This is a genomic window from Brevibacterium album DSM 18261, from assembly GCF_000426445.1.
Lineage (GTDB): Bacteria > Actinomycetota > Actinomycetes > Actinomycetales > Brevibacteriaceae > Brevibacterium > Brevibacterium album.
Genome location: NZ_AUFJ01000009.1, coordinates 404,937 through 429,952, shown reverse-complemented (window position 1 = coordinate 429,952; position 25,016 = coordinate 404,937). Strand labels below are relative to the sequence as shown.

23 protein-coding genes and 1 tRNA gene are annotated in these 25,016 nt (G+C 70.3%); 14 read left to right on the top strand and 10 right to left on the bottom strand.

The window, feature by feature from the left end; translation table 11 throughout:
• Together K318_RS0102010 and ilvA are read right to left on the bottom strand one after the other, a co-directional pair.
• Positions 1-1,011 (bottom strand): NAD(P)H-quinone oxidoreductase, encoded by a 1,011-nt coding sequence (locus tag K318_RS0102010; protein WP_029088240.1) that lies wholly within the window; start codon positions 1,009-1,011, stop codon positions 1-3.
• Between the two features lie 83 nt (positions 1,012-1,094).
• A complete protein-coding gene (ilvA, locus tag K318_RS0102005; RefSeq protein ID WP_035280172.1) occupies positions 1,095-2,381 on the bottom strand; it encodes a threonine ammonia-lyase IlvA in 1,287 nt (428 codons plus the stop codon).
• A 79-nt stretch (positions 2,382-2,460) separates the two neighbouring features.
• Between ilvA and K318_RS0102000 the strand changes: the two genes are divergently transcribed.
• The 5 genes from K318_RS0102000 (at position 2,461) to K318_RS0101985 (ending at position 7,860) form a co-directional block, all read left to right on the top strand.
• Positions 2,461-5,322: a maltokinase N-terminal cap-like domain-containing protein gene (locus tag K318_RS0102000; RefSeq protein ID WP_156913739.1), complete on the top strand. Its 2,862-nt coding sequence runs from the start codon at positions 2,461-2,463 to the stop codon at positions 5,320-5,322.
• Positions 5,323-5,432: 110 nt separating this feature from the next.
• Positions 5,433-5,520 (top strand) — tRNA-Ser (locus K318_RS24525).
• A 148-nt stretch (positions 5,521-5,668) separates the two neighbouring features.
• On the top strand, positions 5,669-6,322 hold the full coding sequence (locus K318_RS0101995) for a DUF5994 family protein (protein ID WP_342664193.1): 654 nt from the start codon (positions 5,669-5,671) through the stop codon (positions 6,320-6,322).
• 194 nt (positions 6,323-6,516) lie between these two features.
• Positions 6,517-7,563 carry a fatty acid desaturase family protein gene (locus K318_RS0101990; protein ID WP_211233254.1) on the top strand — a complete coding sequence of 349 codons (1,047 nt, stop codon included), beginning with the start codon at positions 6,517-6,519 and terminating at the stop codon, positions 7,561-7,563.
• Positions 7,564-7,644: 81 nt separating this feature from the next.
• A complete protein-coding gene (locus K318_RS0101985; RefSeq protein ID WP_029088235.1) occupies positions 7,645-7,860 on the top strand; it encodes a ferredoxin in 216 nt (71 codons plus the stop codon).
• 96 nt (positions 7,861-7,956) lie between these two features.
• On the opposite strand, the gene K318_RS0101980 is transcribed toward K318_RS0101985, so the two are convergent.
• The 4 genes from K318_RS0101980 to K318_RS0101965 all read right to left on the bottom strand — a co-directional run bounded on the left by K318_RS0101980 (position 7,957) and on the right by K318_RS0101965 (position 12,795).
• On the bottom strand, positions 7,957-9,033 hold the full coding sequence (locus K318_RS0101980) for an alpha/beta fold hydrolase (RefSeq protein ID WP_029088234.1): 1,077 nt from the start codon (positions 9,031-9,033) through the stop codon (positions 7,957-7,959).
• Positions 9,034-9,107: 74 nt separating this feature from the next.
• Positions 9,108-10,172: an aminotransferase class V-fold PLP-dependent enzyme gene (locus tag K318_RS0101975; RefSeq protein ID WP_029088233.1), complete on the bottom strand. Its 1,065-nt coding sequence runs from the start codon at positions 10,170-10,172 to the stop codon at positions 9,108-9,110.
• Between the two features lie 31 nt (positions 10,173-10,203).
• Positions 10,204-11,358, bottom strand: a complete 1,155-nt coding sequence (locus tag K318_RS18670; protein ID WP_084499502.1) for a DUF418 domain-containing protein — start codon at positions 11,356-11,358, stop codon at positions 10,204-10,206.
• A 183-nt stretch (positions 11,359-11,541) separates the two neighbouring features.
• Positions 11,542-12,795 carry an amidohydrolase gene (locus K318_RS0101965; RefSeq protein WP_029088232.1) on the bottom strand — a complete coding sequence of 418 codons (1,254 nt, stop codon included), beginning with the start codon at positions 12,793-12,795 and terminating at the stop codon, positions 11,542-11,544.
• Positions 12,796-13,033: 238 nt separating this feature from the next.
• Between K318_RS0101965 and K318_RS0101960 the strand changes: the two genes are divergently transcribed.
• A complete protein-coding gene (locus K318_RS0101960; protein WP_029088231.1) occupies positions 13,034-13,885 on the top strand; it encodes an alpha/beta fold hydrolase in 852 nt (283 codons plus the stop codon).
• Between the two features lie 95 nt (positions 13,886-13,980).
• On the top strand, positions 13,981-14,628 hold the full coding sequence (locus K318_RS0101955) for a hypothetical protein (protein WP_029088230.1): 648 nt from the start codon (positions 13,981-13,983) through the stop codon (positions 14,626-14,628).
• 43 nt (positions 14,629-14,671) lie between these two features.
• Here the strand turns inward: K318_RS0101955 and K318_RS0101950 are convergent, their stop codons facing one another.
• Together K318_RS0101950 and K318_RS0101945 are read right to left on the bottom strand one after the other, a co-directional pair.
• The gene (locus K318_RS0101950) at positions 14,672-15,322 is read right to left on the bottom strand and encodes a response regulator transcription factor (protein ID WP_029088229.1); all 651 of its coding nucleotides are present in this window, start codon (positions 15,320-15,322) and stop codon (positions 14,672-14,674) included.
• A gap of 276 nt (positions 15,323-15,598) precedes the next feature.
• Positions 15,599-16,813, bottom strand: coding sequence for a sensor histidine kinase (locus K318_RS0101945; protein WP_029088228.1), 1,215 nt, complete (start codon positions 16,811-16,813; stop codon positions 15,599-15,601).
• A 337-nt stretch (positions 16,814-17,150) separates the two neighbouring features.
• On the opposite strand from K318_RS0101945, the gene K318_RS0101940 reads away from it, so the two are divergent.
• From K318_RS0101940 to K318_RS0101920, 4 genes are all read left to right on the top strand, one after another.
• Complete coding sequence (locus K318_RS0101940) at positions 17,151-17,420, top strand: hypothetical protein (RefSeq protein ID WP_029088227.1); 270 nt, start codon at positions 17,151-17,153, stop codon at positions 17,418-17,420.
• The gene (locus K318_RS0101935; protein ID WP_029088226.1) at positions 17,417-17,644 is read left to right on the top strand and encodes a hypothetical protein; all 228 of its coding nucleotides are present in this window, start codon (positions 17,417-17,419) and stop codon (positions 17,642-17,644) included. Before K318_RS0101940 ends, K318_RS0101935 begins: the two co-directional genes overlap by 4 nt.
• Before the next feature lie 161 nt (positions 17,645-17,805).
• Positions 17,806-19,620 carry a glycosyltransferase gene (locus K318_RS24140; RefSeq protein WP_084499501.1) on the top strand — a complete coding sequence of 605 codons (1,815 nt, stop codon included), beginning with the start codon at positions 17,806-17,808 and terminating at the stop codon, positions 19,618-19,620.
• A gap of 47 nt (positions 19,621-19,667) precedes the next feature.
• Positions 19,668-20,414 carry a phosphoglyceromutase gene (locus K318_RS0101920; RefSeq protein WP_029088225.1) on the top strand — a complete coding sequence of 249 codons (747 nt, stop codon included), beginning with the start codon at positions 19,668-19,670 and terminating at the stop codon, positions 20,412-20,414.
• A 220-nt stretch (positions 20,415-20,634) separates the two neighbouring features.
• Here K318_RS0101920 and phoU read toward each other — a convergent pair whose 3' ends face one another.
• Positions 20,635-21,294: a phosphate signaling complex protein PhoU gene (gene phoU, locus K318_RS0101915; protein WP_029088224.1), complete on the bottom strand. Its 660-nt coding sequence runs from the start codon at positions 21,292-21,294 to the stop codon at positions 20,635-20,637.
• Between the two features lie 192 nt (positions 21,295-21,486).
• Here phoU and K318_RS18660 point away from each other — a divergent pair, with 192 nt between their 5' ends.
• The gene (locus K318_RS18660; RefSeq protein ID WP_245579732.1) at positions 21,487-22,809 is read left to right on the top strand and encodes a sensor histidine kinase; all 1,323 of its coding nucleotides are present in this window, start codon (positions 21,487-21,489) and stop codon (positions 22,807-22,809) included.
• Positions 22,806-23,486, top strand: coding sequence for a response regulator transcription factor (locus tag K318_RS0101905; protein WP_029088223.1), 681 nt, complete (start codon positions 22,806-22,808; stop codon positions 23,484-23,486). The genes K318_RS18660 and K318_RS0101905 overlap by 4 nt, the downstream gene beginning before the upstream one ends.
• 135 nt (positions 23,487-23,621) lie before the next feature.
• Here the strand turns inward: K318_RS0101905 and K318_RS18655 are convergent, their stop codons facing one another.
• Positions 23,622-24,233, bottom strand: coding sequence for a hypothetical protein (locus K318_RS18655; RefSeq protein ID WP_051297332.1), 612 nt, complete (start codon positions 24,231-24,233; stop codon positions 23,622-23,624).
• A 219-nt stretch (positions 24,234-24,452) separates the two neighbouring features.
• Here K318_RS18655 and K318_RS0101895 point away from each other — a divergent pair, with 219 nt between their 5' ends.
• Entirely contained in the window at positions 24,453-24,935 is a 483-nt protein-coding gene (locus tag K318_RS0101895; RefSeq protein WP_029088222.1) for a CarD family transcriptional regulator, read from the top strand.
• The last annotated feature ends 81 nt before the right edge of the window (positions 24,936-25,016 follow it).

The following is a 25,016-nucleotide window of genomic DNA, read 5'->3' as shown; positions in this document are numbered from 1 at the left end:
TCAGGCCTCGGCGACCCGCAGGAGGATCTTGCCGATGTTCTCCCCCGCCTCCATGCGGGCGTGTGCCGCGGGAGCCTCCGCGAGCGGGAGGACCGTGTCGACCGTGGCGCGGATCGTGCCCTCGACGGCCTGCTTCCAGAAGGTGTCCGCGACCTCGGAGACGATGCGCGCCTTCTGGTCGTCGGGGCGGGCACGCAGGGTGGTGGCGATGATGGAGAGACGGCGGGGGAGCATCCGGCCGAGGTTCGCCTCCGCCTTCGTCCCGCCCTGCAGGCCGATGATCGAGAGGCGGCCGTCCACCGCGAGGGCCCTGAGGTTCCGGTCGAGGTACTTCGCGCCGATGACGTCGAGGATGACATCGGCGCCGTCGCCGGGGGCTCCGTCCTCGCCGGTGATCTCCCGGATCCGCTCGACGAAGTCCTCCTCCCGGTAGTTGATGACGGCATCCGCGCCCAGGGCCCGGCAGAACTCCGCCTTGCGCTCGCTGCCCACCGTGACCGCGACCTTCGCGCTCTGCGCCCTGGCCATCTGGATGGCGGCGGTGCCGATGCCCGAGCCACCGCCGTGGACCAGCAGCCACTCGCCCGGCCGCAGCCCGGCGGCGGAGAAGACATTGGAATGGACGGTGCACAGCACCTCGGGCAGGGCGGCGGCGTCCTCGAGCGAGAGCTCCTGCGGCACGGGCAGGAGCTGGCCGGCGGGCACCTCGACGTACTCCGCGTAGCCGCCCTCCGTCAGCAGCGCGGCGACGCGGTCGCCCGCAGCCCAGCCCGTCACGCCCTCGCCGATCTCCTCGATCCAGCCCGAGGCCTCGAGGCCGGGGATCTCCACCTCCGTGTTCGCCCCGGGCGGGGGCGTGTAGTTGCCCTGACGCTGGAGGACGTCGGCGCGGTTGATGCCCGCGGTGTGGACGCGGACCACCACATGGCCCGGCCGCGCGGTGGGGGTGGGCGTCTCGGCGAGGGTGAGGACCTCGGGGCCGCCGTGTTCCGTGAGTGTGATTGCGCGCATGCCGTCACTCTATCGGGCGCCCTGGCACGGTGGCTGGCACGACCGACGCCGGCGGAGGCAGGTGACGGTCGGCCGCGGCACCCTCACACGAACATGCGGAAGAGCGGGGAGTCCTGGCTGACCCGCTCGATCTCCAGCGGGGAGGCGTCCATGCGCTCCAGCAGCGGCCCGAGGTCCTCCTGCGCGCCCAGGGTGATCCCCACGAACGCCGGCCCGGTCTCCCGGTCGTTGCGCTTGACGTAGTCGAACAGCGCGATGTCGTCGTCCGGGCCGAGCACATCGTTGAGGAAGCCGCGCAGCGCTCCGGGCTCCTGCGGGAAGTTCACGATGAAGTAGTGCTTGAGCCCCTCGTGGACGAGCGAGCGCTCGAGCACCTCGGCGTAGCGGGAGATGTCGTTGTTCCCGCCGGAGATGATGCACACGACATCGCTGCCGGGCTCCACCTCCACGGGGGCTCCGGAACCCAGGGGACCCACCGCGGCCGGGGCGATCGCGCCGGAGGGCTCGGCGATGATGCCGTCCACCTGGTAGAGGTTGAGCATCTCCGTCGCCGCACGGCCCTCCTCGACCGTGGTCATGGGGACGCCGTGCCGCCGGATCATCTCGAGGGTGTAGTCGCCTGCCCTGCGCACGGCGGTGCCGTCTGCGAACGTGTCGATGCTGCCCAGGGTGACGGGGCGGCCGGCGGCGAGGGCGGCGGTCATCGAGGCCGCTCCGTGGGGTTCGACCCCGATGACGCGGGTCTGCGGCATGTGCACGGAGGCGTAGGCGGCGATGCCGGCGATGAGGCCGCCGCCGCCCACCGGCACGACGATGACGTCCGGAGCCCTGTCGAGCTGCTCGAGGATCTCGAGGGCGATCGTGCCCTGGCCGGCGATGGTGAGCGGATCGTCGAACGCGGAGATCACGAGCGCGTCGGTGACCTCCGCGTGTCTCTTGGCGAGGTCCGAGGCGTCGTCGTAGGTCGAGCCGTCGATGATGACCTCGACCCGGTCCCCGCCGAAGTGGCGGATGCGGTCGATCTTCTGCCTCGGCGTGGTCTTGGGCACGAAGATGGTGCCGTGGACGTCCAGGGCCTTGCAGGCGCGGGCGAATCCCTGGGCATGATTGCCGGCCGAGGCGCACACGACTCCGCGCCGGCGCTCGTCCTCGCTGAGCTGGAGGATGAAGTTGAATGCCCCGCGGATCTTGTAGGAGCGGACGGGCTGCAGGTCTTCGCGCTTGAGGTGGATGGTGGCGCGGGTGAGCTGGGAGAGGCGGTCCGAGACGTGCAGGGGGGTCGTGATGATCTCATCCGAAATGCGCGCGGCAGCACCCTCCACATCGGCGGCGGTCGGCAGCGGCTGGCGATTCCTGTGTTCGATGAGCATCGGCCAATTGTGCGCCAGGAACCTCAGTTCGTGCTGAAACATCCCACATTGCGACCGACCGGCCGATACCATGACGGACATGGCCTTCAGCAGCGATCTCGAGCGACTCCTTGCGCGCTGGCTGCCGCGCCAGCGCTGGTTCCCGCAGCTGGGCGGACCCGCTGGGCAGGAGCCGGACCTCACGCCCCTGTCCGTGGTGCGCCTCGCGGACGTCCCCGAGGCCGAGGGCGGCACGGTGCGCGTGGCGATGGCCGTGGTGGGAGTGGGCAGCGGAGAGCGCTCCGCCCGCATCGCGCTGCCCCTGACCTTCCGCACGCGGGAGGCACTTGCGCTGCGCGAGCACCGCGTGGGGGAGACGGACGACCTCCTGCTGGGGCCCGTGGGCGTATACGACGGTGCGGCCGATCCCGTGGGTGTGCAGACGCTCATGGAGCTCATCCGCTCCCGCGCTGCGCTGCCCGGCGCACACCTCTCGGGGCATCTCGCGGGGGAGGAGCTGGGGGGCGCGCCCGAGGCCGAGGCGTTCTCGCCGGATCCGGACCGGCTCGCAGCGGCGGCGGCCGAGCTGAGGGTCAGGATCGGAACCTCCCGCGGTCAGGAGACCCGCACGGTCGTCGATGCGCCGGACGGCTCCTTCGTCCTCACGCTCGTGCGCACGCTGAGCGACCGGCGTCCTCCTGCCGTCCGTGTGCCGCTCGCGCTCACGGCGGTGGGCTCGCGCACCGTGCACCCCGTCGTGGGCTGGGCGCAGGCCCGCTGGTTCGATGCGGAGGACTCGGCGACGCTCTCTGCGCCGTATGCGCTGCTCGCCCATGCCCTGCCCGACTCCCATCCGGTCTGGCGGGACGCCGTGCGGCTGGCGATGCGCGTGGACTCCGGGTCCGTGGGCTCGTTCAACAGGCAGGCGTCCTCGCTCGGGACGGTGGTGGGCGAGCTGCACGGCGATCTGGCCGGGGAGTTCGGCCTGGTCCAGAGCGGCGGGGAGCCCACGGCGCGGCTCGTGGGCCGCTGGCGCAGACGCGTGGACTGGGCGCTGCGGGTGGCGGGCGGACCGCTCGCCGGGCTCGAGGAGCAGCTGCGTGAGCACGCGCGCGCACTGGAGGAGCTCACGACGGTGGGACCGCTGCAGCGCATCCACGGGGAGCTCACGCTCGAGAACATCCTCACCGGCACGGCCGAGGGGCCGCGCGTCATCTCGTTCTCCGCAGACCCCGCTGATGAGCCCCGGCCGGCCGCGTTCGACCTCGTGGCCCTGCTGCGCAGCATCGACTATGCCGCCGGCTTCTCATGGCTGCGCGGCAGCGGTGCCCTCGAGCGGCGGAGCGCCGAGCTGAGGCGGATCGCAGGCGAGGGTCTGTTCGGGGGAGCGGAGGGGTCCGGGGCGGCCGGTGCCGCGGCCGAGGGCTCCCTCCTCGACGACTACCTCACCGCTCCCGAGCGGCTGTGGTGCGGGCAGGCGACCAACTCGCTGCTGTCCGGGTACTCGCACGCCGCGGGCGCCACCGCGAGCCTTCGCGATCCCGTTCTGCGAGCGGCGCTGGTGGACAGGCTGCTCGTGGAGATCGCGACGGAGAAGCGCAACCGGCCGTCGTGGGTGATCGTGCCGCTCGCCGCGCTCAGCACCCTCCTGGGCGGACGGGAGAGTGCGGACACCGCGGGCGAGGCCAGTGTCGCGGGAGTGGCTGCGGATGTGAGCGCTGGCGCGGCGGCGGTGGAGACGGACGCCGGTGAGGTCGAGGCGGAACCGGGTGCGGGCATCGGTGTGCCGGCTGCGGACTCTGTGACCGGAGAAGCGGGGAAGCAGGCTGGGACAGCGGGAGCGACGCCCGTGGTCGCGCCGCAGACCTCGGCACCTGCGTCCGAGGCGCTGACGGCAGACGAGACCTCCGAAGAGGAAGAGGCGGCCGTACCGACGCCGCCCGCCGAGAACGGACGATCTGCGGAGGAACCGCTGCGGAACCCGAAGGCCGCCGATGCCTCGCAGACGGATGCCTTCGGTCTTCCCCGGGAGGGCGCGGCCGAGGCGGTGTCCGGCCCGGTGACTGTGAACGAACGTGCGGACCTCATGGTTTCCGACGGAGGCCGAGGTGGGGCCCACGCCGGTGCCTCCTCGCAGGGGAGCGGTACCCCGCGAGGCACCGTGTCCGGCCTTTCGCTGCCGACCCTCGTCGACATGCCCGCAGCCGGATCGCCTCCCACGCTCACCGCTCCGCTGCCCACCGCTGCTGCGGAGAAGGCGGAACCCGGGGCTTCCGATGGGATGGAAGCCGCCGAGGATGTGCATGAGAGCGCGGCCGCGGTCGGCGCCGGGGCCGACGCCGGAGAGGAGTCTCCCGAGGGCGCGGACGCTCCTGCGTCCGCCGCTGAGCCGAGCGTCGCGGTCGATCCGGAAGAGGCTGATGACCACGAGGTGCGAGGCCAGCACGGCCGGTTCCGTGCGCCCGCGGCGTTCCAGGTGCCGGAGGAGCTGCTGAGGCCTGCCGGATCGCGGTCGCGCACCGGTGCGGGGAGACGAGGAGGGGCCGCGTCGCGGGCCGGAGGCGAGGCCGCAGAATCGCCGGACTCGGCTGCGGACCATGACGCAGTCGTGCCCGCTGACGCGGTCGAGTCCGTGGACGCAGCCGAGGCCGTCGATGCAGCCGCGGCTCCTGAGGCAGGCGAAGTCACAGCCCCCGGCGAGGGCGAGACCCCTGACGACAGCGAGGCCCTCTTCGAGCGTGAGGCCTCCGAGGCGGAGGACCTCCCTGAGGAAGACGGAGGACGCGACGGCGCTTCCGATGACGACCAGGACGACATCCGCGACGAAGACGACGAAGGCTTCGACGCACTCGATGACGAGGATGAGGACCTCGCAGGCGAGGATGTGGAGGAGGGCGATGCCGCACCTCGTCCCAAGCCGGTGAACGCGCGGCGCTGGAGCAAGGACGACTTCCTCTTCTGAGCCGGCCTCGGCGGCCGTGAGGGTCCCGCGCGGTGTCGCGATGCCCGCTCATCCGCCTCGCGGGCGCCTGTGGCAGAATACTGGGAGCACGAGCCGAGCGTTCGTGCGCAGGTGAGTTGACAGAGCGGCCGAATGTGACGGTCTTGAAAACCGTTGAAGGGCAACCCCCTTCCGTGGGTTCAAATCCCACACTCACCGCCGATTAGCCTCTTGACCAGGGGAAGCGCTGGGCCTGCCTGCAGCTTCTGCGGCGGGCCCAGCGCATTCGCAGGCGTTCGCGTCCCATCTCCCGCTCGTGTCTCGCTCCACATCGTCGTTCGGCGATTCTGACGAAGCAGAATGAGACATGAGCGGTGCCGGTGAGCGACACCGGCGGATCACAGGGATGCCCGGTATACTGGGAGCAATCAGGTTGTCGGCCCGCATTCGTCGAATCGGCAGGGCAGCACGAGGGGCGGGCGTCATGCCTACACAACCCAGCCGACCACATCTGCGCATCGAGTTCGCACCATCATCGCAGCACCCGGCACTGCCGGCAGCGTGGTGGCCGCGCACTGATGACCTTCAGCGCGAGCTTGCTCACCTCATCGAGGAGTTCCCGGTGAACCGCGGCAGAATCTCCCATGTCCGCTTCGCATACGCGGACTGGAGGGCACAGGACAACAACCCTGGCTTGTATCGAGTGGCCACGCGATCGTCGCACGGGCTGACCGCGATCTCGCTGCTGGCCGAATCCCCGGCTGCGCCGCCGGGCGGGGTCGTCGAGCTGGCACTGAGCGATGGGCGCCGGCTCCGGACGCTGGCGATCCCGTTCGATGCGGACCCGGACCTGGCTCTCAGCGTCATGGACGCCATCGCCTCGGGCGCAAACCGGCTGACCGAGGCTGAGCTCGCCCGCATGTGGGAAGCCGGCGATGATGACGGTCTTGATGCATGGGACGGTGAGGGAGGTGCTCCCGGCCCAGCACTGAGGTCGAAGTCGCTTTTCAACCTCAGCTGACCTCTGGGACGGGCTCGGACCAGGATCTCCCAAGCATGCGGAAGAGCCGGTTCACAGGGGCAACCGACCTTGCCGCATCCTCAATGTGAGGGCAGATCTTCGCACTTATACTTGATGTATGGGAAGCACTGCGAGGCGATACGGGGCGGGAGCCGCCGCACAGAGTCGGCGCTCGCGCGTCGTCAGGTGTCATCGTGGCCGGCAATAGGTACGTCGAGTCGTACCGCGAACTGAGTCGTGCCGTGCACGACGCCGGACTCATGCGCCGCCGCTACGGGTTCTACCTCACCCGGATCTGCGTCTGGGTGCTGGTCCTGGCGGCCCTGGTGGCCGCCATCGTCCTGCTGGGCGAGACCTGGTTCCAGCTGATCGTCGCCGCTCTCATCGGAATGGTGATGGCACAGCTGGGCTTCCTCTCGCACGAAGCCGCCCACCGCGAGGTCTTCGCGTCGCGGGAGTGGAACGAATGGGCCTCGCGCATCGTCGCGGGCCTGCTCATGGGGCTCAGCTTCAGCTGGTGGATGGCCAAGCACAACACCCATCATGCGCACCCGAACCAGGTGGGCGCGGACCCGGACATCGAGTCCAATCTGCTCGCATTCACCCCGGAGGCCAGCGATCAGCGCACCGGCAGGGTGAGCCGGCTGCTCGCCCGCCGCCAGGGAGTCTTCTTCGTGCCGCTGCTGCTCCTGGAGGGCCTGAACCTCCACGTCGCCTCGCTGAAGACCCTGTTCACCACCCGTGAGGTGCCGCACCGCTTCCCCGAACTCACGCTGATCATCGTCCGGCACGCCGCATACCTGACCCTGCTGTTCGCGGTCCTGCCGGTGGGCATGGCGATCGCGTTCTTCGGGGTGCAGGTCGGCACCTTCGGCCTCATGCTGGGAGGGGCCTTCGCCCTCAACCACATGGGCATGCCCACCGTGCCCGCTGGAATCCACCTCGACTTCCTGCGCCGCCAGATCAGAATGTCCCGCAACATCGAGGACGGGCCGCTGGTCCGGTTCCTGATGGGCGGTCTGCAGTTCCAGATCGAGCATCACCTCTTCCCCACCGCTCCGCGCCCCAGTCTCCCCGCGATGCAGAAGCTCGTGCGGGAGCACTGCGACCGGCTCGACATCCCCTACACGCAGCGCACGCTGGCCGAGGCCTCGTCCACGGTGATCGCATATCTCAACCAGGTGGGACTCAAGAATCGCGATCCCTATGTGTGCCCGCTCGTGCAGCGGTACCGCGGCTGAGCGGCTGCCGACAGAACCGGTGTGCTCCGGCTCTGTCGGCAGCAGCGGCAGACGGAGCACAGAACCCGAGAGGAGCATCCGATGAAGGTCACCGTCCATCAGACCCTGTGCGTGGCATCCGGGAACTGCGGCTTCGTCGCGCCGCGCGTCTTCCGGAACCGCGCGGAGAACGGCAGCTTCGTGGAGCTGCTGGACGCGGATCCGCCCGAGAGCGAATGGGAGGCCGTCGAGGAGGCGGAGTACCTGTGCCCGTCCGGTGCGATCCAGGTCGACGACCACCCGATACCGCCTCACTGAGCGCCCAGGGGCTCTTCCTGCCGCACGAGGCTCGCACTCTCAGAGCTCCTCGCCCCGGGGAGCGTCCTTGCCTGCCGCTGGGCGGCCGGGAGCGCCTCACACGGGCGCGGCCAGCAGCTCCGAGAGGTTCCGATCGACCTCCTCGACATAGCTCGGCTCGAAGCCGAAGAGGCCGAAGTGCCCCGCGATGGAGGGCAGTACGCGGAGCTCGCTCCCGGGTGTGAGGCGCTGTTCGGCTTCGCAGTCGGCGACCGGGAAGAACATGTCGCGGTCGATGGGCATGACGAACGTCTTCGCGGTGATGCGGCCGAGCGCGGCCGCGAGGTCTCCGCCGATGCTGCGCGCCACGTCGCCGCGCTGCCACTTCCATCCCATCGTCAGCAGCGCATTGGGGTCCATGAGCCGGAACAGGGCGCGGATGAAGCCGGCCTGGAACTCCTCGAAGTCCTCGGTGGTCTCACCATCCAGCATCGGCACCGCCTTCCAGAAGCCGGACTTCCAGAACTCCGTCGACAGGCCCATGACCGCCCAGATGTCCGCATGCCGCCCCAGGCCCGCCTGCACATCCAGGTGGGAGGCGTACTCGCCGCCGGCGAAGCCCGGATCGCTCGTGATCGCCTCCACGAGGGTCTGCGTGAAGAGGAAGTCGTGCGGCGTGTTCTGCGCGGTGCCCGCGATGGGGGCCGCGCGCAGCACCTTCTCCGGAAAGCGCACCGCCCACTCCCAGGTCTGCTGCGCACCCATCGATCCGCCCACCACGAGGGCCAGCCGCTCGATACCGAACGCCTCGCGCAGCAGCCGCTCCTGAGCCCGCACGTCATCGCCGATCCGCACGCGGGGGAACTTCGACATCGCGATGGAGGGGTCCGCCGCGTTGTGGGGTGACAGTGAGAGGCCGTTGCCGATCTGGTTGACCACGACGATGAAGTGCCTCTCCGGGTCCAGCGCACGCCCCGGCCCGATGTACACCTGCTCCCAGGTCTGGTGCGTCCCGGAGAACCACGTGGGGATGAGGATCGCGTTGTCGCGTGCGGCATTGAGCTCGCCATACGTCGCCACGGCCAGTGTGAGGTCCGGGATCACACCGCCGTCCTCGAGTTCGAAGCGCCCCACCGAGTAGAGCTCATACGGTCCCTGCACGTCCGGAGAGTAGAAGGGGTTCTCGATCGGCATGGTCGACCTCCTCGTCGCAGCCTGCTGGTGGCCTCAGCCTAGGTGCGGGCCCCGCCCCGGGCAACGGCCGCCCCTCACCGGTCCAGCGCGCGCAGGATCATGTCCACGTCCTCGTCCGTGCTCCACACGTGGAAGGACGTCCGCACACCGCCGGCCCTGCCCGAGGCGACCACACCGGCCCGTGCCAGCGCGGCGAGGTCCGCTCCGTCCGGATCCGGCCAGGACACGATGGCCTGGCCGCGCGGTGCGATCCCCAGTCCCTCGCACAGTGCGTCGCCGAGGCCCGCGGCATGCGCCCACAGGCTTTCCGGCCGCACGGAGGCGAACCATTCGAGCACCGGCACCGCGCCCACCACCGCGGGCCAGGCGGGGGAGACGTCGAAGCGCCGCGCGGTGTCCGCGAGCTCCATGTCCGGCCCGTACGTGGACGCCCACGGGTCCGCACCGGCACACCAGCCCGCGTGCGCCGGGACCATGCGCGCGCAGAGCTCCTCCGAGACCGTGAGGAAGGACAGGCCTCGCGGGCAGGACAGCCACTTGTACGTGTGGCAGACGGTCATGTCCCAGTCGTCCGCGGCGCACGGGAGCACACCCGCCGCCTGTGTGAGGTCGCACAGGGTCGTCACGCCATGTGCACGTGCGGCGGACCGCACGGCCTCCGCGTCCGCGACCGCGCCGTTCGCGGACTGGACGAGAGAGAAGGCGACGGCCGCGGTCTCCGGGCCCAGCGCCTCGGGCAGCTCCTCCAGCGGGACGGCGCGGACGTCGAGGTCGCCTCGGACGGAGAAGGGGAAGGTGACGGACGAGAAGTCTCCGGCGACCGTCACCACCCGAGCCCCCGGAGGCAGCGACTGCGCGAGCAGGGAGATCTGGGCCGAGGCCTGGGAGCCGATCGCGACCCGCTCCGGGCAGGTGCGCACGATCTGCGCGTAGGCCGCACGCGCTCGCCCCACGAGGGGATCGAAGTCAGCCGCCCCCACGGCACCGGCCTCCCACTGCTCCAGGTGCTCCCGCATGGCGGCGAGCGTGCCGTAGAAGGGGAGGCCGAGTGCGGCCGCGTTCGCGTAGCCCGGCCGCATCGCGAACAGGTGCGGGACGGCGTGCGGGTCGAAGGGGCGGAGAGTGGCGACGCTGCTCATGGGGCGAGTATAGGGAGTGCGGCCCGTGCTCTCAGGCCCTCCACCATGTGGCCGCGCGCCATGCCCGTTCGAGCGGACCCTGGCGGAAGCGCCTGAGCCACAGCGCCGACCAGAGCCACTGGACTGCGAGCACCGCGCCGCAGAAGACCATGGCGAACGTCCAGTCCCGCACTTCCGCGTGCGCGGGGTCGAGTCCGCTGGGCGCCAGGCGCAGTGCGACCATGAGCAGGGTGGCTGTCACGTAGTTGGTGAGCGCCATGCGGCCCAGCGGCGCGAACAAGCCGGTGAGCATGCGGCGAAGCGGCGAGTGGAGCAGCGCGATGAACGCGCTCGCATAGGCCAGCGCCATGACGAGGCCGAGTGCGGACTCCAGCGCGAAGCCCTGCCAGAGCGCGCGTTCGGTGTACGTGGTGGTGAGGAGGACGGCTGCGCTCGCGGCGGTGGCCCCGAGGGCGAGTGCGGCGGCGATCCGTCCGGTCCGCGGCGATTTCGCGATCCGCCGCACGAACCCCGAGGCTCCCGCCGCGAAGCCCAGCAGGAACAGTCCGGGGATGAGCGAGAGGCCGCCTCCCGTGAGGAGGAGTGCTGCCAGCAGCAGCGCGCCTCCGGTGACGGGGACGAGGATGCGCGCCCACCGTCTGCCCGGGAGGAAAGTGGCCGGCAGGAGGAAGACGAGGCCGGCGAGGGAGTAGGGCAGCAGCGCCTCGCCGGGCTGGAGGAGCTGATGCGCCGCGCCGAGGAGAAGCAGGGCGCCGAGGCGCCGGGCCAGTGCCAGCCGCGGTCGCGCCGCACGGGTGCTCGCGGTGGACCACATCATCCCGAAGCCCACCCCGAAGAGCAGGCTGAAGATCGGGAAGAACCGCTGCTGCACGAAGAGGTCGAGCCAGTGGGAGATCGGATTGGGCGCGCCGTCGGGCAGGAGCGGGTTGAGGCCCAGGACGCTCGGGATGTTCACGAAGATGATCCCGGCCAGGGCGAAGCCGCGCAGGGCGTCGAGGCCGGCGAGGCGCGGGCCCGTCCGTCCGGAGGCGGCAGAGGCCCGCGCTGCCGCCGGGGAGGCGGCCTCCCCGTCTGCCGCAGGCGGGGAAGCAGGTGCGGTGGAGGCGGGCGCTGCCGTGCGGGGCGATTCCGCCGAGGTGCGCACCGGTGCGGGCGCAGGCGTCTCAGAGGTCCGGGGAGAGGTCATGCCCAGAACGCTACCGGCCGGTAAGGAGGGGTGGGAGGGGGATTTCCCGCACCTCGGCGGCGGAAGTCCTCCGTCTCCGCGGAACTGAGCCCCGGGCCCGCGGAATCACAGCGAGCCCGAGGCGGTCCGCCTCGGCATCGGCCCGGGGCCGGGTTCCGGCCTCCCGGGTCGTCGCGACCGTCCTCAGACCTCCAGCACCGCGGTGGTGGAGCCGGGCTCTCGCTCGGCCTGCAGGCGCAGGAGCTCTGCGCGCAGCTCAGGGTCGAGTGCAGCGTCCAGGGCGGTGAGGGCGAGGGCCTTGGCGCCGTCGAGGGCGGCCTCGTCGCCGCTGGGGGAGACGGCATCGGCGGTGAAGCCCACGGTGTGCGGGACGCTCTGGGACTCGCGCAGCCAGATCATGCCGTGGACGGAGGGCACCGCCTGCGAGACGTTGCCCATGTCCGTCGAACCGCCGCCGAAGGCCGTCTCCCGGATGACCGGGCGACCCAGCGCCTCCAGGTTCGCGTCCCAGACCAGGCCCAGGCCCTCGTGGGTGAGGACGGGTGCGTAGGGGTACTCGGTCCGGTGGTGCTCCCAGCTGCAGCCGGTGGCGATGGCCGCGCCCTCGAAGCAGTTGAGCACGCGCTGCTTGACCTCGCGCCAGGTCTCGATGTCTCCGGCGCGGTACTCCACCTGCAGGGTCGAGGACTCGGGAATGATGTTGGTCGCCTGACCAGCCTGGGAGATGAAGGCGTTGGCATTGGAGTGCGGCGGGAGGTGCTGTCGCAGCATCGCGAGGTTGGTGAGGGCCAGCGTGGCGGCCGCCCCCGCGTTGACCGCGGCCCACGGTGCTGCTGCGGCATGCGCCTCCTTGCCCGTGAAGGTGACCTCGATGCGTTCGACCGCTGTGGTGTGCGTCTTCCCGATCGCCACCTCCTGCTTGGGCGAGCCGTGCACCATGATCGAGAACGCGGCGTCCTCCCAGGCGCCGGCCTTGAGCAGCTCGACCTTGCCGCCGCCGTGCTCCTCCGCGGGTGTGCCCAGGAGCTTGACGCGCAGGCCGGCGGCATCGGCCACCGGCTTGAGGGCCAGGGCTGCGCCCACGCCGGCGGCGGCGATGACGTTGTGGCCGCACGCATGGCCCACGCCCGGGAGCGCATCGTACTCCGCGCAGATCACCACGGTGAGATCGCCCGAGCCGTACACGGCCTCGACGGCGGTCTCCACGCCGTAGGCGCCCAGGGTCGTCTCGAATCCGGCCTCCTCCATGACACGGGCGACGGCGGCGGCGGACTCGCGCTCCTCCCAGGAGAGCTCGCTGAGCTCGTGGATCCTGTGGCTGAACTCGAGCAGGGCCTCTGCGGCGGCGTCCACGGTGCCGCTCGCGGTGCTGCGCAGCTCCTCCTGTGCGGCGGCCGAGGCCGTCTTCCCGGGGCCGGTGGTGAGGTTCTCTGTCATGTCTGCTCCTTCGCGAGAGGTCCGTGCGCGGGTGCTGACCGCCGACAGCCGCGAGCCGCTGCAGCGGGTGACCGCTTCTCCGAGTCTGCCTCAGCTCGGCCTCCCGCGGCGCGGGCGTCCGCATACTGCGCGCTGGTGCGGGAGCCGCTGAGAAGGGGCTCGCTGCTGCGGAGTCCGCGTTTGCGGGGAGCGTGCTGTTCGTGGTGTCGGTCCGCGCTGCCGCATTACCCTGATCCGTATGAGCACACCTGCCGCACGGCCGGCCGCCGACCGGAACCTCCCCGGCCCCGAGACCGGCTGGGTCTCCGTCTTCGGCAGCGGGGAGCCCGTCACCCTCTTCGCCCACGGCTTCTCCGGTCAGATCCGCGACACCCGGCCGTTCGCCGCGGGCATCGCGGGCACCCGGGCGCTCGTGAACCTCGGCGGGCACGGTGGCCGGCCCTCACCGGGACCGGGCTGGGACTACGGGACCGTCGCCGCCCAGCTCGCGCAGGCGCTCGCCGCCGCCGAGGCCGCAGCCGGTGCGCGGGTCTCCCGCGCCCTCGGCGTGTCCATGAGTGCGGGCGGATTCGCGCGCCTGCTCACCGCCGGAGACCCCGCGGCGCTGGCCCTGGAGCGGATCGCGTTCGTGCTGCCTGCGTCGTGGGCGGGGTTCTCCCCGGAGCAGCAGGCGATCATCGAGACGGGCGTGTCCCATGTGCGTGCGCTGCTCGAGGCCGGGGACCGCGCCGGGCTCATCGCGCACTTCCTCGCGCGCGAGCCGGTGGAGGTGCAGGCGCTGGAGCCGGCCCGGGCGTGGGTAGGGCAGAAGGTGGATGCCCTGCTGGAGACGGACATGTCCGAGGGCGTGGGGCTGGCGGCCGAGGTCGCGGTGGCGGACCCGGGTACGGCCTCGGCGGATGCGGCGCGGTACTCCGGTGAGGTCCTGGTGCTCACGCACGAGGACGATCCCTCGCATCCGGTCGAGGTCGCGGAGGAGTATGCGGCAGCGTTCCCGCGGGCGCGCCTCGAGGTGCTGCCGCCGGGTTCGATCCTCTGGCGCGGGCGGGCCGAGGTCCGCCGCATCCTCACGGAGTTCTTCGTCGGGTGAGCAGGGGCCAGAGAGTGGCGGGTGCCGGTGAGGGGGCTGTCGGCAAAGCAGCGGCACGTGGGGGTGCGGGCGCTGCGTCCGGGGAGGCAGCGACTGTGTCCTGTGCGGCCGTCGAGGAGGCTGGGGCCGCTGACACGGATTCCGCCGGAACGGCGCCGTATCGGGTGCTGGTGGACACCTCGGTGCTGGCGCCGGAGCCGCTGTGGCTGTGGCTGCGGGCCGTGCGCAAGAGACGGAAGCCGGCGCTCGAGCTGGTCGGCACGTACGGCGTCAAGCGGGAGCTGCACCCCGCGCTCAGGCAGATCTATCGGGAGTACGACCGCGGGCAGCTGCACGAGGCTGCCCGTCAGCGGATTCTGTCGCTGACACCGCTCGACACCGCGGGCATGGAGCAGGTGCACAGGCCGTGGGTGCTGGACCCGGGAGACGTCCACCTCGATGTCGCCGCCGTCGCCGCCGGTCTGGATGCGATCGTCACCGACGACGTGCGTGCCTTCGCGGAGCATCCGGAACGGCCGTACCGCGTCATACGGGCCGACGAGTTCCTGTGCGAGCAGACGGAGGACTGGACGGACGAGGACTTCGGCGCGGCGCTGGACCACTACGGGATGCACAGGGCGAAGGCGGTGCGGAAGATCGGCGTCGAACCCGCCTCGGGCTCCGTGAGCCACCTGCTGCGCCGCTCACATGCCCGGCGCTTCGCCACGCGGGTCATGCGCGCAGCACGGCGGCTGGGGAGATGAGGGGGAGCCGCCTCGCTGCCTGTGCCGGGCGTCCACTGCGGTGTCAGAGTCCGGAGATGAACCCGCACTCCAGTGCGCGCACCACCAGCTGTGCCTGATTGGATGCGTCGAGCTTGTACAGCAGCCGTGCGGTGTGGGTCTTCACGGTGTTGGGGCTGATGACCAGCTCCTCCGCTGTCTCCGCGCGGCCCATGCCCCGGCAGATGAGTTCGAGGACTCTCAGTTCGGCCGGCGAGAGGTATGGCATGGGACCGCTGCGCGTCTGTATACCGCCGCTGATGATGAGGTCGCCGGGCAGTTCGCTGAAGAGGGCGGAGGGATCATCGTCCATAATGGCGCGGATGGCCTTTCCCAGCACCTCGGGCGGAGCGGTCTTTCGGACGGCCGCGAGCGCGCCGGCATGCAGGGCGTTCGCCAGTCCGGGGCCGGGCGCCACGGTGGTGAGGACGAGGATCTTCGCGCCGGGATCGAGCGCACGGATCCTCTGCGTCGCCACGACGCCGGTCATGACCGGCATGGTGAGGTCCATGAGGGTGAGGTCCGGCCGCAGACGTTCGTACTCCTCGACTGCGGCTGCCCCGTCCGGAGCGGTGCCCGCGATCCTGACGTCCGGAAGATCGCCGAGGAACGCCTCAAGTGCGCGGAGCGTGTAGAGGTCGTCGTCGACCAGCAGGAGCTTCAGGTCTGCGCTCACAGAAGTATCACCTGCAGTACTTCTTGTAGAGAGCCGGGTTGGTCTTCTTCCACTGTGAACACTTCATGGGTTTCATAGGCAGCGGTCCAGCCGCTTGCACCACCTGCTCCGCAGCGTGACTCTGCCCCGGTGAGCGGAGGGAATGTGCGGACTGCGCGCCTGCTGCCGTGTGTGCGAAGGCCAGTGAGAGTCCCGCGAGCAGAAGGGGCATGTTCCTGATGCGCAGTGCGGATCGTGACATGGTTCGCACTGTAGCCGCGCCCGGTGCCGAGTGCGTCACCCGACTGGGTGATTCTCCCGTAAGCCGCCGGCCACCGGCAGCGTCAGCACGGTGCGAAGCACAGTGTCCTCCTCGTTCTCCACGATCTCGAACCTCGCAGTCCCTCCCATCGCCTCGGTGCGCCTGCGCAGCGAAGCGCCGAAATCCGGTGTCACCTGTGTTCCCGACTGCACGCTGCTCTCGACGCGCAGCACGAGTCCGCCCTCGGCGCCGTACCCGTGGACGGTGCTGGGCGCGCCTTCCGGGCAGTGCCGGATGATGTTGGTGCATATCTCCTGAGTGAGCAGGGTGGCCTCGGAGAGAAGGATGTCGTTCGATGTCTGCGGGAGCTCCTCCAGGTGGAACGTCGTCGGATGCTGTGCCGTCCTCATCGTCACGGCCAGACGCTCGCACCACTGCGCGAACGCGGTGAGGAAACCGATCTGTCTGTCGTCCGGCTCTCTGCGCATCCGCAGGATGTACTGACGGAAATTCTCCTCACCGGCGGAGAGGACGACGGACAGCTCTGCTTCGATCTCCCGCCGCTGCTCCGGGTCCTTGCATCTCTGCTGCACGGCAGTGAGGGAACGTGCTGCCGAAAAAGTGTGCGAGATCACGTCATGTGTGTCTCGGACGATCGAGTCATGCTGACGGTCGAGTTCGCGCTGGTGGGCCGCGGCCGCTGCGGCGATTTCGACCTTGCGTCTCTGGAAGGTGCGTTCGAAGTAGAGGAAGGCCGTTCCGAGGGCGACGTCCGGGAAGAGTTCCGCGACGGAGTACATGAGCGTGGAGACGGAAAGCTCTGCCGTCTGCATGGTGAACATGGCTGAGAGCAGGACATTCGCGGCGAAGGCGAGGGCAGCCATGCGCCAGCGGCCGAACGCGATGAGCAGTGCTGCTGTGCTGAGCTGGGTGCCGAGGAGGACCAGTCCCATGAGTTCCGGAGAGGGTTCGCCGGGAAGCGGCATGCCCAGGAGGGTGGCCACGGCGAGGCCTGTCAGTATGCATGTCGAAGTCCCGGGCAGCCACGGCGCAACGAGAGTCAGGACCAGGGGGAGTAGATCCACGACGATGTACTCGCCCACGCCTCCATCACCGTCAGCTGCGGTGGGAGGCACCATGAGCAGCGCCATCGCCAGATACCAGACCCGAACGGCGGGGTCGATGAAACGGGCCCCGAGGAACCAGCGCAGGGCGCGCCGGAGCCGCTGAGGAGCGTGAAAGACTGTCACTGGCCCAACTCTACGGAGGCGTCGGGCTCCACCGCTCAGGGAGCTGGATGCTTGCGCCCGTGGTTCGAGTGACGTCGCGATCGGGTGCGATCACAGCGAGCCGACTCTGCATGGATCACCCCTGAGGGTGACGCGGCCCAGCCGAACGTATCGGATGATGGACTCATCTCGTATGAACAAGTCGGGTGTCGACGAAGCCAGCTGCCGTCGTGCAGTTGGCTTCGCCGGTCTCGGATGGCTTTGTCGGACGGGTGGGAACGGCCGCCATGGCAAGCTTGAGTGCCGGGAACGCTCAAGGTCGTCGCACCTTCCGAAATGCTGATGGAGGGTGAGCGGTGTGGAGTTCATGGTCTTTTGGGCGATTGCAATCAGTTTTCTGACCGGATCCGCCGTTCTGATGCTGCCGCAGGTTTCCGGCGTCGTGCTGGCGGGGCTGTGGGGCGCTGCGGTGATCGTGGGCACTGTTGCCCTGTCTGATCATGACCCTTCGGGATCGGTTCTCCAGTTCCACGGCATCGCGCTTCTTGGCGTGCTCGCGGCGTTCAGCGCAGGATTCGCTGTGGCTGACATGATCGTCGGTATGATTTCCAGGGGAAGGCGCGCATGATTCCCAGTTCAGGTCCGGCACGGATCGTGTTCATCACCCTGCTGGCGCTCACCGGCCTGCTGCTGATGCTCAGCGTCGGTGCGACCGTCTGGTCGCAGGTGAGCTATGAGGGCTGGGTCAGCAAGGCTGTCATCGCGTTCGTCCTCTGGGTGCTGTTCGTCCCCTGCTTTGCGGCTTCGGGGATCTGGACTCTCGTGCTCGCGGTGAGGAAGCGCCGCCCCTGACCGCTGAGAGCTGGGTCGCGGCGCGGGGATCCCGGTGTGCCTCACCTGCCGCCCCCGGGCCAAACCCGCACCGCCACCCAGCCCCGCACCACGGCCCCACACCGCGGCCACCCAGCCCCGCCCCCGGCCGGCTGAGGCCTCGCCCCGCTAGACTCGGGCCCGTGCACGCAGTCGTCTTCTCACTCCACACCTCCCCGGCGGCGCAGCCGGGCGCCGGTGACGCCGGCGGCATGAACGTCTACGTCTCCCACACGGTCGCGATGCTCGTGCGCGCCGGCCACACCGTGGATGTCGTCACCTGCGATCCCACGCAGACGGGGCCCGCGGTCCTGCCCAGCGGGGTGACCGTCCACCACGTGCCCACCGGCGCGCGGACCAAGGACGAGATGGGCGCCCGTGCCGAGAGCATCGCCCGCACCCTGCTCGCCGATCCTCAGCTGGGTCCGCTCGTCCGTGCAGCCGACCTCCTCTGGGCCCACTACTGGGTCTCCGGGCTCGCCGCCTGCGAGCTCCGAGCACTCCTGCGCGCGGAGAACGCCGCACACGTCCCCGCCCTCGCTGTCTCCTTCCACACGCTCGCCGCGGTGAAGGACCGCGACCTCGGCGAGGCCCGGGAGCCGCAGGCGCGCCGTGACGCCGAAGTCCGCATCGCCGCGGAGGCCGATCTCGTCCTGGCGAACTCGCCGACCGAGGCCGCCGATGCCCAGCACCTCCTCGGCGCCGACCCCGCGCACACCGTCGTCGCCCCGCCCGGCATCGACACCGCCACCTTCCGCCCCGGCGCCCTCCAGGAGGCCCGGCGCGCCCTCGGCGTGGAGGATGCGGACCTCCTCGTGCTCTGCGTGGGGCGCATGCAGCACGTCAAGGGCACGGACGTCCTCATCGCCGCCCTCGACGAGCTCGCCCGGACCGAGCCCGCACTCGCCTCCCGCGTGCGCGCGGTGTTCCTCGGTGATGCCTCGGGCGAGACCGACCCGAGCGGCCTGCGGGAGGCGGCCCGCACCTCGGCGGCGGCCTCCCTCATCGAGTTCCGTGCGCCGGTGCCCGCGGACCGGGTGGCTCAGTGGTACCGCGCGGCGGACCTCGTCGCGGTCCCCTCGCGCTCGGAGTCCTTCGGCCTCGTCGCCGCCGAGGCGCAGGCGGCCGGCTCTCCCGTCCTCGCCTCCGCGGTCGGCGGGCTCACGCACGTGACCGGCCAGGGACGCGGCGGCATCCTCGTGGACGGCGACGACCCCGTGGTGTGGGCGCACGCACTTGCGGGGCTCCTGGGCGACCCCGCGCTGCGCGCCCGGCTCAGCACCTCGGGGGCGGAGCACGCCGTCGAGCTCGGCTGGGACCGCGCAGAGCGCGGCATGCTCGCAGCGCTGGAGGCGCTGACCACCGAGACCGGAGGGCCGCAGGCCCAGGGCACCGCGGACGGCGCGGCGGCCTCCCCGGCCTCCGTGATCGCGCTCGTGCGCGCCTGGGCCGCCGAGAACGAGGTGGAGGTCGAGTCCGTCGCCGCCGAACAGATCGTCGTGGTCCTGCCGGGGGAGCGGAAGCTCAAGACCAATGTCTCGATCCGGGCCGGTCGCCATGCGGTCGACCTCCAGGCCTTCGTGGTGCGGCGGCCGGACGAGAACCGTGAGCGCTTCTTCCGGTGGATGCTCCAGCAGAACGGCCGGCTGCCCGGCCTGTCCTTCTCCGTCGACGGCTACGACGACGTCTACCTCAACGCCTCCCTGCCGCCGGAGGTGTTCGCAGGCGCGCACGCGGAGGAGGTGCTCGACTCCTACCTGGGCCGCTTCCTCACCGTCGCGGACTCCTCGTTCAACGAGCTGCTCGTCCTCGGCTTCCTCACCTCCATGAAGCGCGAATGGGCCTGGCGGCTGGCCCGGGGCGAGTCCACCCGCAACCTCGAGGCGTTCCGGCACCTGCTGGACACCGAGGACAACGAGTTCATCGGGACGTTCACACCGCTTGAGGGCGAGGGCTGAGCCGGACTGCTGCGGTGCCGGCGCGCACCCCGTGCCAGAATGGCGCTATGGCGTACAACCTCGTGCTGCTCCGTCACGGCGAGAGCGAATGGAACCAGAAGAACCTGTTCACCGGCTGGGTCGATGTCACCCTCACGGACAAGGGACGCGCGGAGGGCGTGCGGGCCGGTGAGCTCCTCGCGGAGAACGGCCTGCTGCCGGATGTCGTCCACACCTCCCGCCTCAAGCGCGCGATCCTCACCTCGCAGATCGCGCTCGAGGCCGCCGACCGCTCCTGGATCGACACCACCCGCTCGTGGCGGCTCAACGAGCGCCACTACGGGGCGCTGCAGGGCAAGAACAAGAAGGAGATCCGCGAGGAATTCGGGGAGGAGCAGTTCATGACCTGGCGCCGCTCCTTCGACACGCCGCCGCCGGAGCTCGACGACGCAAGCGAATGGTCGCAGGCCGGCGATCCGCGCTACGCGAACCTCGGCGCCGCTCTGCCCCGCACGGAGTGCCTCAAGGACGTCATCGAGCGCCTCCTGCCCTACTGGTACGACTCCATCGTTCCTGACCTGCAGCTCGGCCGCACTGTCCTCGTCGCCGCGCACGGCAACTCCCTGCGCGCGCTCGTCAAGCACCTCGACGGCATCAGCGACGAGGAGATCACGGGCCTGAACATCCCCACCGGCATCCCGCTCCACTACGAGCTGGACGAGGCGACGCTCGCCCCCGTCACCGCGCGCGGCACCTACCTCGACCCGGAGGCCGCGCGCGAGGCCGCCGCAGCGGTCGCGAACCAGGGCAAATGAGGCCGCTCCGGCTCTGAGCCGTGTGCTCGGTGCCGGGCACCCGGCCCCCAGCTTCACGTATGTGCGTTCTGCGCGATCCGGCTCTTCCGGGCGCAGAACGCACATACGTGCGCAGACGGCCCGGCCACACGTATGTGCGCCCTTCACTCCGCTCACGCGCAGAGTGAAGGGCGCACATACGTGAAGGGCGGCTGCAGGCGATCGCCCGCAGCCGCCTTGCTCAGTCCACGCCGGGGATGAGCTTCGAGTCCCAGTTGCCGGTGAGCAGGTACTCGATGCGCTGGGCCACGGACACCGCGTGATCGCCGAACCGCTCGAGGTAGCGGGAGAGCAGCGTGACGTCCGCGACCTCGGCGGGCTTGAGCGTCGAGTCCGAGATCTGCGAGAACACGCGCAGGTGCAGGGTGTCGAGGCTCTCGTCGAGGTCGTCGATGGTGGGCACGGCCTCCAGGCCGGGGGAGGAGACCAGCTCGTGGATGGCGCGCGCGATCCGGGCCGCGGCCTCGGTCATCCGCGAGAACACCGGTTCGAAGCCGGAGGGCACGGCGGAATCCGGGTAGCGGATGCGCACCTGCTGTGCGACGTGGCGGGCCAGGTCGCCCATGCGCTCGAGCGAGGCGCTCATGCGCAGGGAGGAGATGACCACGCGGAGGTCGGCGGCGACGGGAGCCTGCAGGGCGAGGATCTCCGCCGCGGACTTGTCGAGTTCGAGCTGCAGGCGGTCGATCGCGGTGTCTGCGGCGATGACCTCCTCCGCGAGCTCGAGGTTGTTCTCGTGGAGCGCCAGGCTGGCCTTCTCGATCGCGGCGACGACCCTCTCCGCCATCTCGGAGAGCTTGTCCGCGAGCCCGTCGAGCTCGTTCTGGAACACTTCGCGCATTCGCAGGCTTCCTTTCCCATGTGCCGGTCGGTGCGGATCGCGCCGCGGCGTTGCCGGTGGGCAGGGATCCGCCGAACACTGTCTCAGCGCCCGGTGAACCGTGCGCGTCCTCCGGGTGAACCTTTGTCCCCATTCTAGGCGGAGGGGCCGTCTCGGCGCGCCGCGCGTTCACCGCGCGTTTAGGCTGGGAGCGTGGATCTGCTCATCGTCGCCGTGCTCACCGGATCAGTGGGCCTCGCAGTGGGGGTCGCCGGCATCATGGCGTTCCGGCTCTCCGCGGCCAGTCGCAGCGCCGCCGATCTCCATTCGGACAACGAGCTGCCCCACGGGATCGCGGAGGTGCTCGCGGTGCTCCCCAGCGCCGCGATCGTGCTCGACGCCGGCGACGATGTCGTCAAGGCCTCTCCCACCGCCTACACCTTCGGCCTGGTGCGCGGGCACCGGCTCATCGCGCGCACGCTCGAGAAGGTGGTGGAGCGGGTGCGCACCCGCGGTCTCATCGAGGAGATCGACTTCGAGCACGCCGCGAGCGAGGCCGCCACCCCCCGGTTCCTCCACGCCCGGGTCGCCGCGCTGGGGCCGGCCTTCGTGCTGGTCCTCTGCGATGACCAGACGGAGTCCCGGCGCGTCGACGCGATCCGGAGGGACTTCGTGGCGAATGTGTCCCACGAGCTCAAGACGCCCATCGGGGCCGTCGCCCTGCTCGCGGAGGCGGTCACGGACTTCGCGGACGATCCCGAGGCCGTCGCCCGGTTCGGCACCCGCATGCAGAAGGAGTCCGCGCGCCTGACCCAGCTGGTCCAGGAGATCATCGACCTCTCGCGCGTGCAGGACCACGAGGCCCCGCACAGCACTGCACGGGTGTCCGTCCGCGAGATCGTCGCGGACGCCGTGGACCGCGCGGGTACGGGCGCCGGCGCCAAGGACATCGAGCTGTCCGTGGTCCACGGGGGCGACTGGTACGTGGACGGCAGCTACGAGCTCCTGGTGAACGCGGTGCGCAATCTGCTCGACAATGCGGTGGGCTACTCCAATGAGGGCACGCGGGTGGGCATCGGCACCCGGCTCGAGGACGAGCGCGTCGTCATCTCCGTGACGGATCAGGGCATCGGCATGACGACCGAGGAGACGGAGCGCGTCTTCGAGCGCTTCTACCGGGTGGATCCGGCGCGCTCGCGCATGACCGGCGGCACCGGCCTCGGGTTGAGCATCGTCAAGCACATCGTCGCCACCCACGGCGGTGAGGTGCGGGTGTGGTCGCGTCCGGGACACGGATCGACCTTCACCATCGTCCTGCCGCAGGCCGTGCACGGGGGAGGCGTCCGGCCGGCCGCGGACCCCTCCGGCGGTGACGCGGCGCCTGCCGCCCCCATAGACTCCCACACACAGCTCGCACAGCGCCCGGAGCCTCTGCCGCGGGCAGGACGGCCTCCTGCGGACGAGCCCTCTGCGGATGAGGCTCCCGCCGATCATGCGCCGCTGGGCGAACCGAGAGAAAGAAGGAAGACGACGTGACGCGCATCCTGCTTGTCGAGGACGAGGAATCGTTCTCGGATCCGCTCTCCTACCTGCTCGGCAAGGAGGGGTACGAGGTCGCGGTCGCCGCGGACGGACTCGATGCGCTGGCGGAGTTCGACCGAACGGGTGCCGATCTCGTGCTCCTCGATCTCATGCTGCCCGGTGCCTCGGGCACGGAGGTCTGCCGCCAGCTGCGTTCCCGGTCGAACGTGCCGATCATCATGCTCACGGCCAAGGACTCGGAGATCGACAAGGTCGTGGGCCTCGAGCTGGGTGCCGACGACTACGTGACGAAGCCGTACTCCTCGCGCGAGCTGCTGGCCCGCGTCCGTGCTGTGCTGCGCCGCAACTCCGAGCCCGCGGATCTGGAGGAGGCGGTGATCGAGGCCGGCGGTGTGCGCATCGATGTGGACCGGCATGTGGCCTCCGTGCGCGGTGAGGAGCTCTCACTGCCGCTCAAGGAGTTCGAGCTCCTCGAGATGCTGGTGCGCAATGCGGGCCGCGTGATGACCCGCGGGCAGCTCATCGACAGGATCTGGGGGCAGGACTACGTGGGTGACACCAAGACCCTCGACGTCCACATCAAGCGGCTCCGGGCCAAGGTCGAGCGCGAGCCCTCCACGCCCACGTTGCTCGTGACGGTGCGCGGACTCGGCTACAAGTTCGAGGCCTGAGGCGGGCTGCCGACTCGGCGGCTGGCTTCGGTCTCCGGCCCGGCCACCGGGCCGGACAGCGGAAGGGGCCGGTGCCCGGGAGCGCTCCCGGGCACCGGCCCCTTCCGCTGTATGCGCCTCCGATCCGGTCGGAGGTCAGCCCTGCGTGCCGGTGCCCTCCGCGGCGCCGCCCTGCGTCGTGCCGGTCTCGCCCTCAGTCGCCTGCTCGCCTTCGGCGGGCGCCTCGGTGGCGCCGGAGGTGGGCTCGAGGCCCTCGAAGTAGGGGAGCTCGGAGTTGAGGACCTGGACGCGGACCTCCTGCGTCTCCGAACCGACCGTGACCTCGACGGGAATCTGCGAGCCCGCCACGACGTCGAGGCCCTCGATGTTCACGGGCTCCGGGACGGCGGCCTGCTCCTGCGGAGTCTGCGCGCTGGCTTCGGCGCCGGCGGGGTTCTGCTCGTGGACGGCGTTCGCGGCGAGGGAGACGTCCACCGGCGCTCCTGCGCCCGCATCGATGCTGACCTCACGGGGCTCATCCGTCGAGTTGATGAGCGTGAAGAACATCTGCGCATCGCCCTCGTCGTTCTGCACGAGCACCAGGCCGCGCACGTCGACGCCGTCCAGGGTCGCCCAGGCGCCGTCGCCGCCGTTGTATTCGTAGCTGGCGGTCTGCTGCGCGGAGAGCAGGGCGGCGCATCCGCTCAGGGGGACGATTGCTGCGAGTGCGGTGAGCGCGAGTGCAGTGCGCACGGGCCTCTTCTTCACGTTCCAGGCTCCTAGGACGGGACGGCGACTGTCGGATTCGCCTCTCATCGTACCGCTGATTCGACCCAACGTAGAACTGGCTCAGCAGTCCCTGTGAATCCGCCGGTGGCGGCCCCATGCCCGGAGCGGCGGGGACCTTATCACCGGAGAGACGTGATGCGCCTCATCTCCGCGGCGTGTCTCATGGTAGACTCAGGTTCGCGAAAGGGGTTCGAACATATGGCATTTCAGGTCGGCGACACCGTCGTCTATCCGCATCACGGAGCGGCTACCGTTCAGGAGATCAAGACTCGGACGATCAGGGGCGAGGAAAAGCTTTATCTGAAACTGCAGGTGTCGCACGGTGACCTGGTCATCGAAGTCCCCGCGGACAACTGCGATCTCGTGGGCGTGCGCGATGTCGTGGGTGAGGAGGGCCTCGAGAAGGTCTTCCAGGTGCTCCGCGCCGAGGTGACGGAGGAGCCCACCAACTGGTCGCGGCGCTACAAGGCCAACCTGGAGAAGTTCCAGTCCGGCGATGTCATCAAGGTCGCCGAGGTCGTCCGCGACCTGTGGCGCCGTGAGCAGGACCGCGGCCTCTCCACGGGGGAGAAGCGCATGCTGTCCAAGGCCCGTCAGGTGCTGGTCTCCGAGCTCGCCCTGGCTGAGAAGAAGGAAGAGGAGGAGGCCGAGGCGCTTCTCGACGAAGTGCTCGCCTCCTGAGCCCGCTCCCCTGACTGTGAACCGGCTGGTCGCCCCGCGCGACCGGCCGGTTCTGCTGTCTGCGGGGACGCGAGTGCGGTG

Excerpts from the sequence above, each read along its gene's own strand:
- K318_RS0102010 (WP_029088240.1), bottom strand. The coding sequence starts at position 1,011 with ATGCGCGCAATCACACTCACGGAACACGGCGGCCCCGAGGTCCTCACC.
- ilvA (WP_035280172.1), bottom strand. The coding sequence starts at position 2,381 with ATGCTCATCGAACACAGGAATCGCCAGCCGCTGCCGACCGCCGCCGAT.
- K318_RS0102000 (WP_156913739.1), top strand. The coding sequence starts at position 2,461 with ATGGCCTTCAGCAGCGATCTCGAGCGACTCCTTGCGCGCTGGCTGCCG.
- K318_RS0101995 (WP_342664193.1), top strand. The coding sequence starts at position 5,669 with ATGAGCGGTGCCGGTGAGCGACACCGGCGGATCACAGGGATGCCCGGT.
- K318_RS0101985 (WP_029088235.1), top strand. The coding sequence starts at position 7,645 with ATGAAGGTCACCGTCCATCAGACCCTGTGCGTGGCATCCGGGAACTGC.
- K318_RS0101980 (WP_029088234.1), bottom strand. The coding sequence starts at position 9,033 with ATGCCGATCGAGAACCCCTTCTACTCTCCGGACGTGCAGGGACCGTAT.
- K318_RS0101975 (WP_029088233.1), bottom strand. The coding sequence starts at position 10,172 with ATGAGCAGCGTCGCCACTCTCCGCCCCTTCGACCCGCACGCCGTCCCG.
- K318_RS18670 (WP_084499502.1), bottom strand. The coding sequence starts at position 11,358 with ATGACCTCTCCCCGGACCTCTGAGACGCCTGCGCCCGCACCGGTGCGC.
- K318_RS0101965 (WP_029088232.1), bottom strand. The coding sequence starts at position 12,795 with ATGACAGAGAACCTCACCACCGGCCCCGGGAAGACGGCCTCGGCCGCC.
- K318_RS0101960 (WP_029088231.1), top strand. The coding sequence starts at position 13,034 with ATGAGCACACCTGCCGCACGGCCGGCCGCCGACCGGAACCTCCCCGGC.
- K318_RS0101935 (WP_029088226.1), top strand. The coding sequence starts at position 17,417 with ATGATTCCCAGTTCAGGTCCGGCACGGATCGTGTTCATCACCCTGCTG.
- K318_RS0101920 (WP_029088225.1), top strand. The coding sequence starts at position 19,668 with ATGGCGTACAACCTCGTGCTGCTCCGTCACGGCGAGAGCGAATGGAAC.
- phoU (WP_029088224.1), bottom strand. The coding sequence starts at position 21,294 with ATGCGCGAAGTGTTCCAGAACGAGCTCGACGGGCTCGCGGACAAGCTC.
- K318_RS0101895 (WP_029088222.1), top strand. The coding sequence starts at position 24,453 with ATGGCATTTCAGGTCGGCGACACCGTCGTCTATCCGCATCACGGAGCG.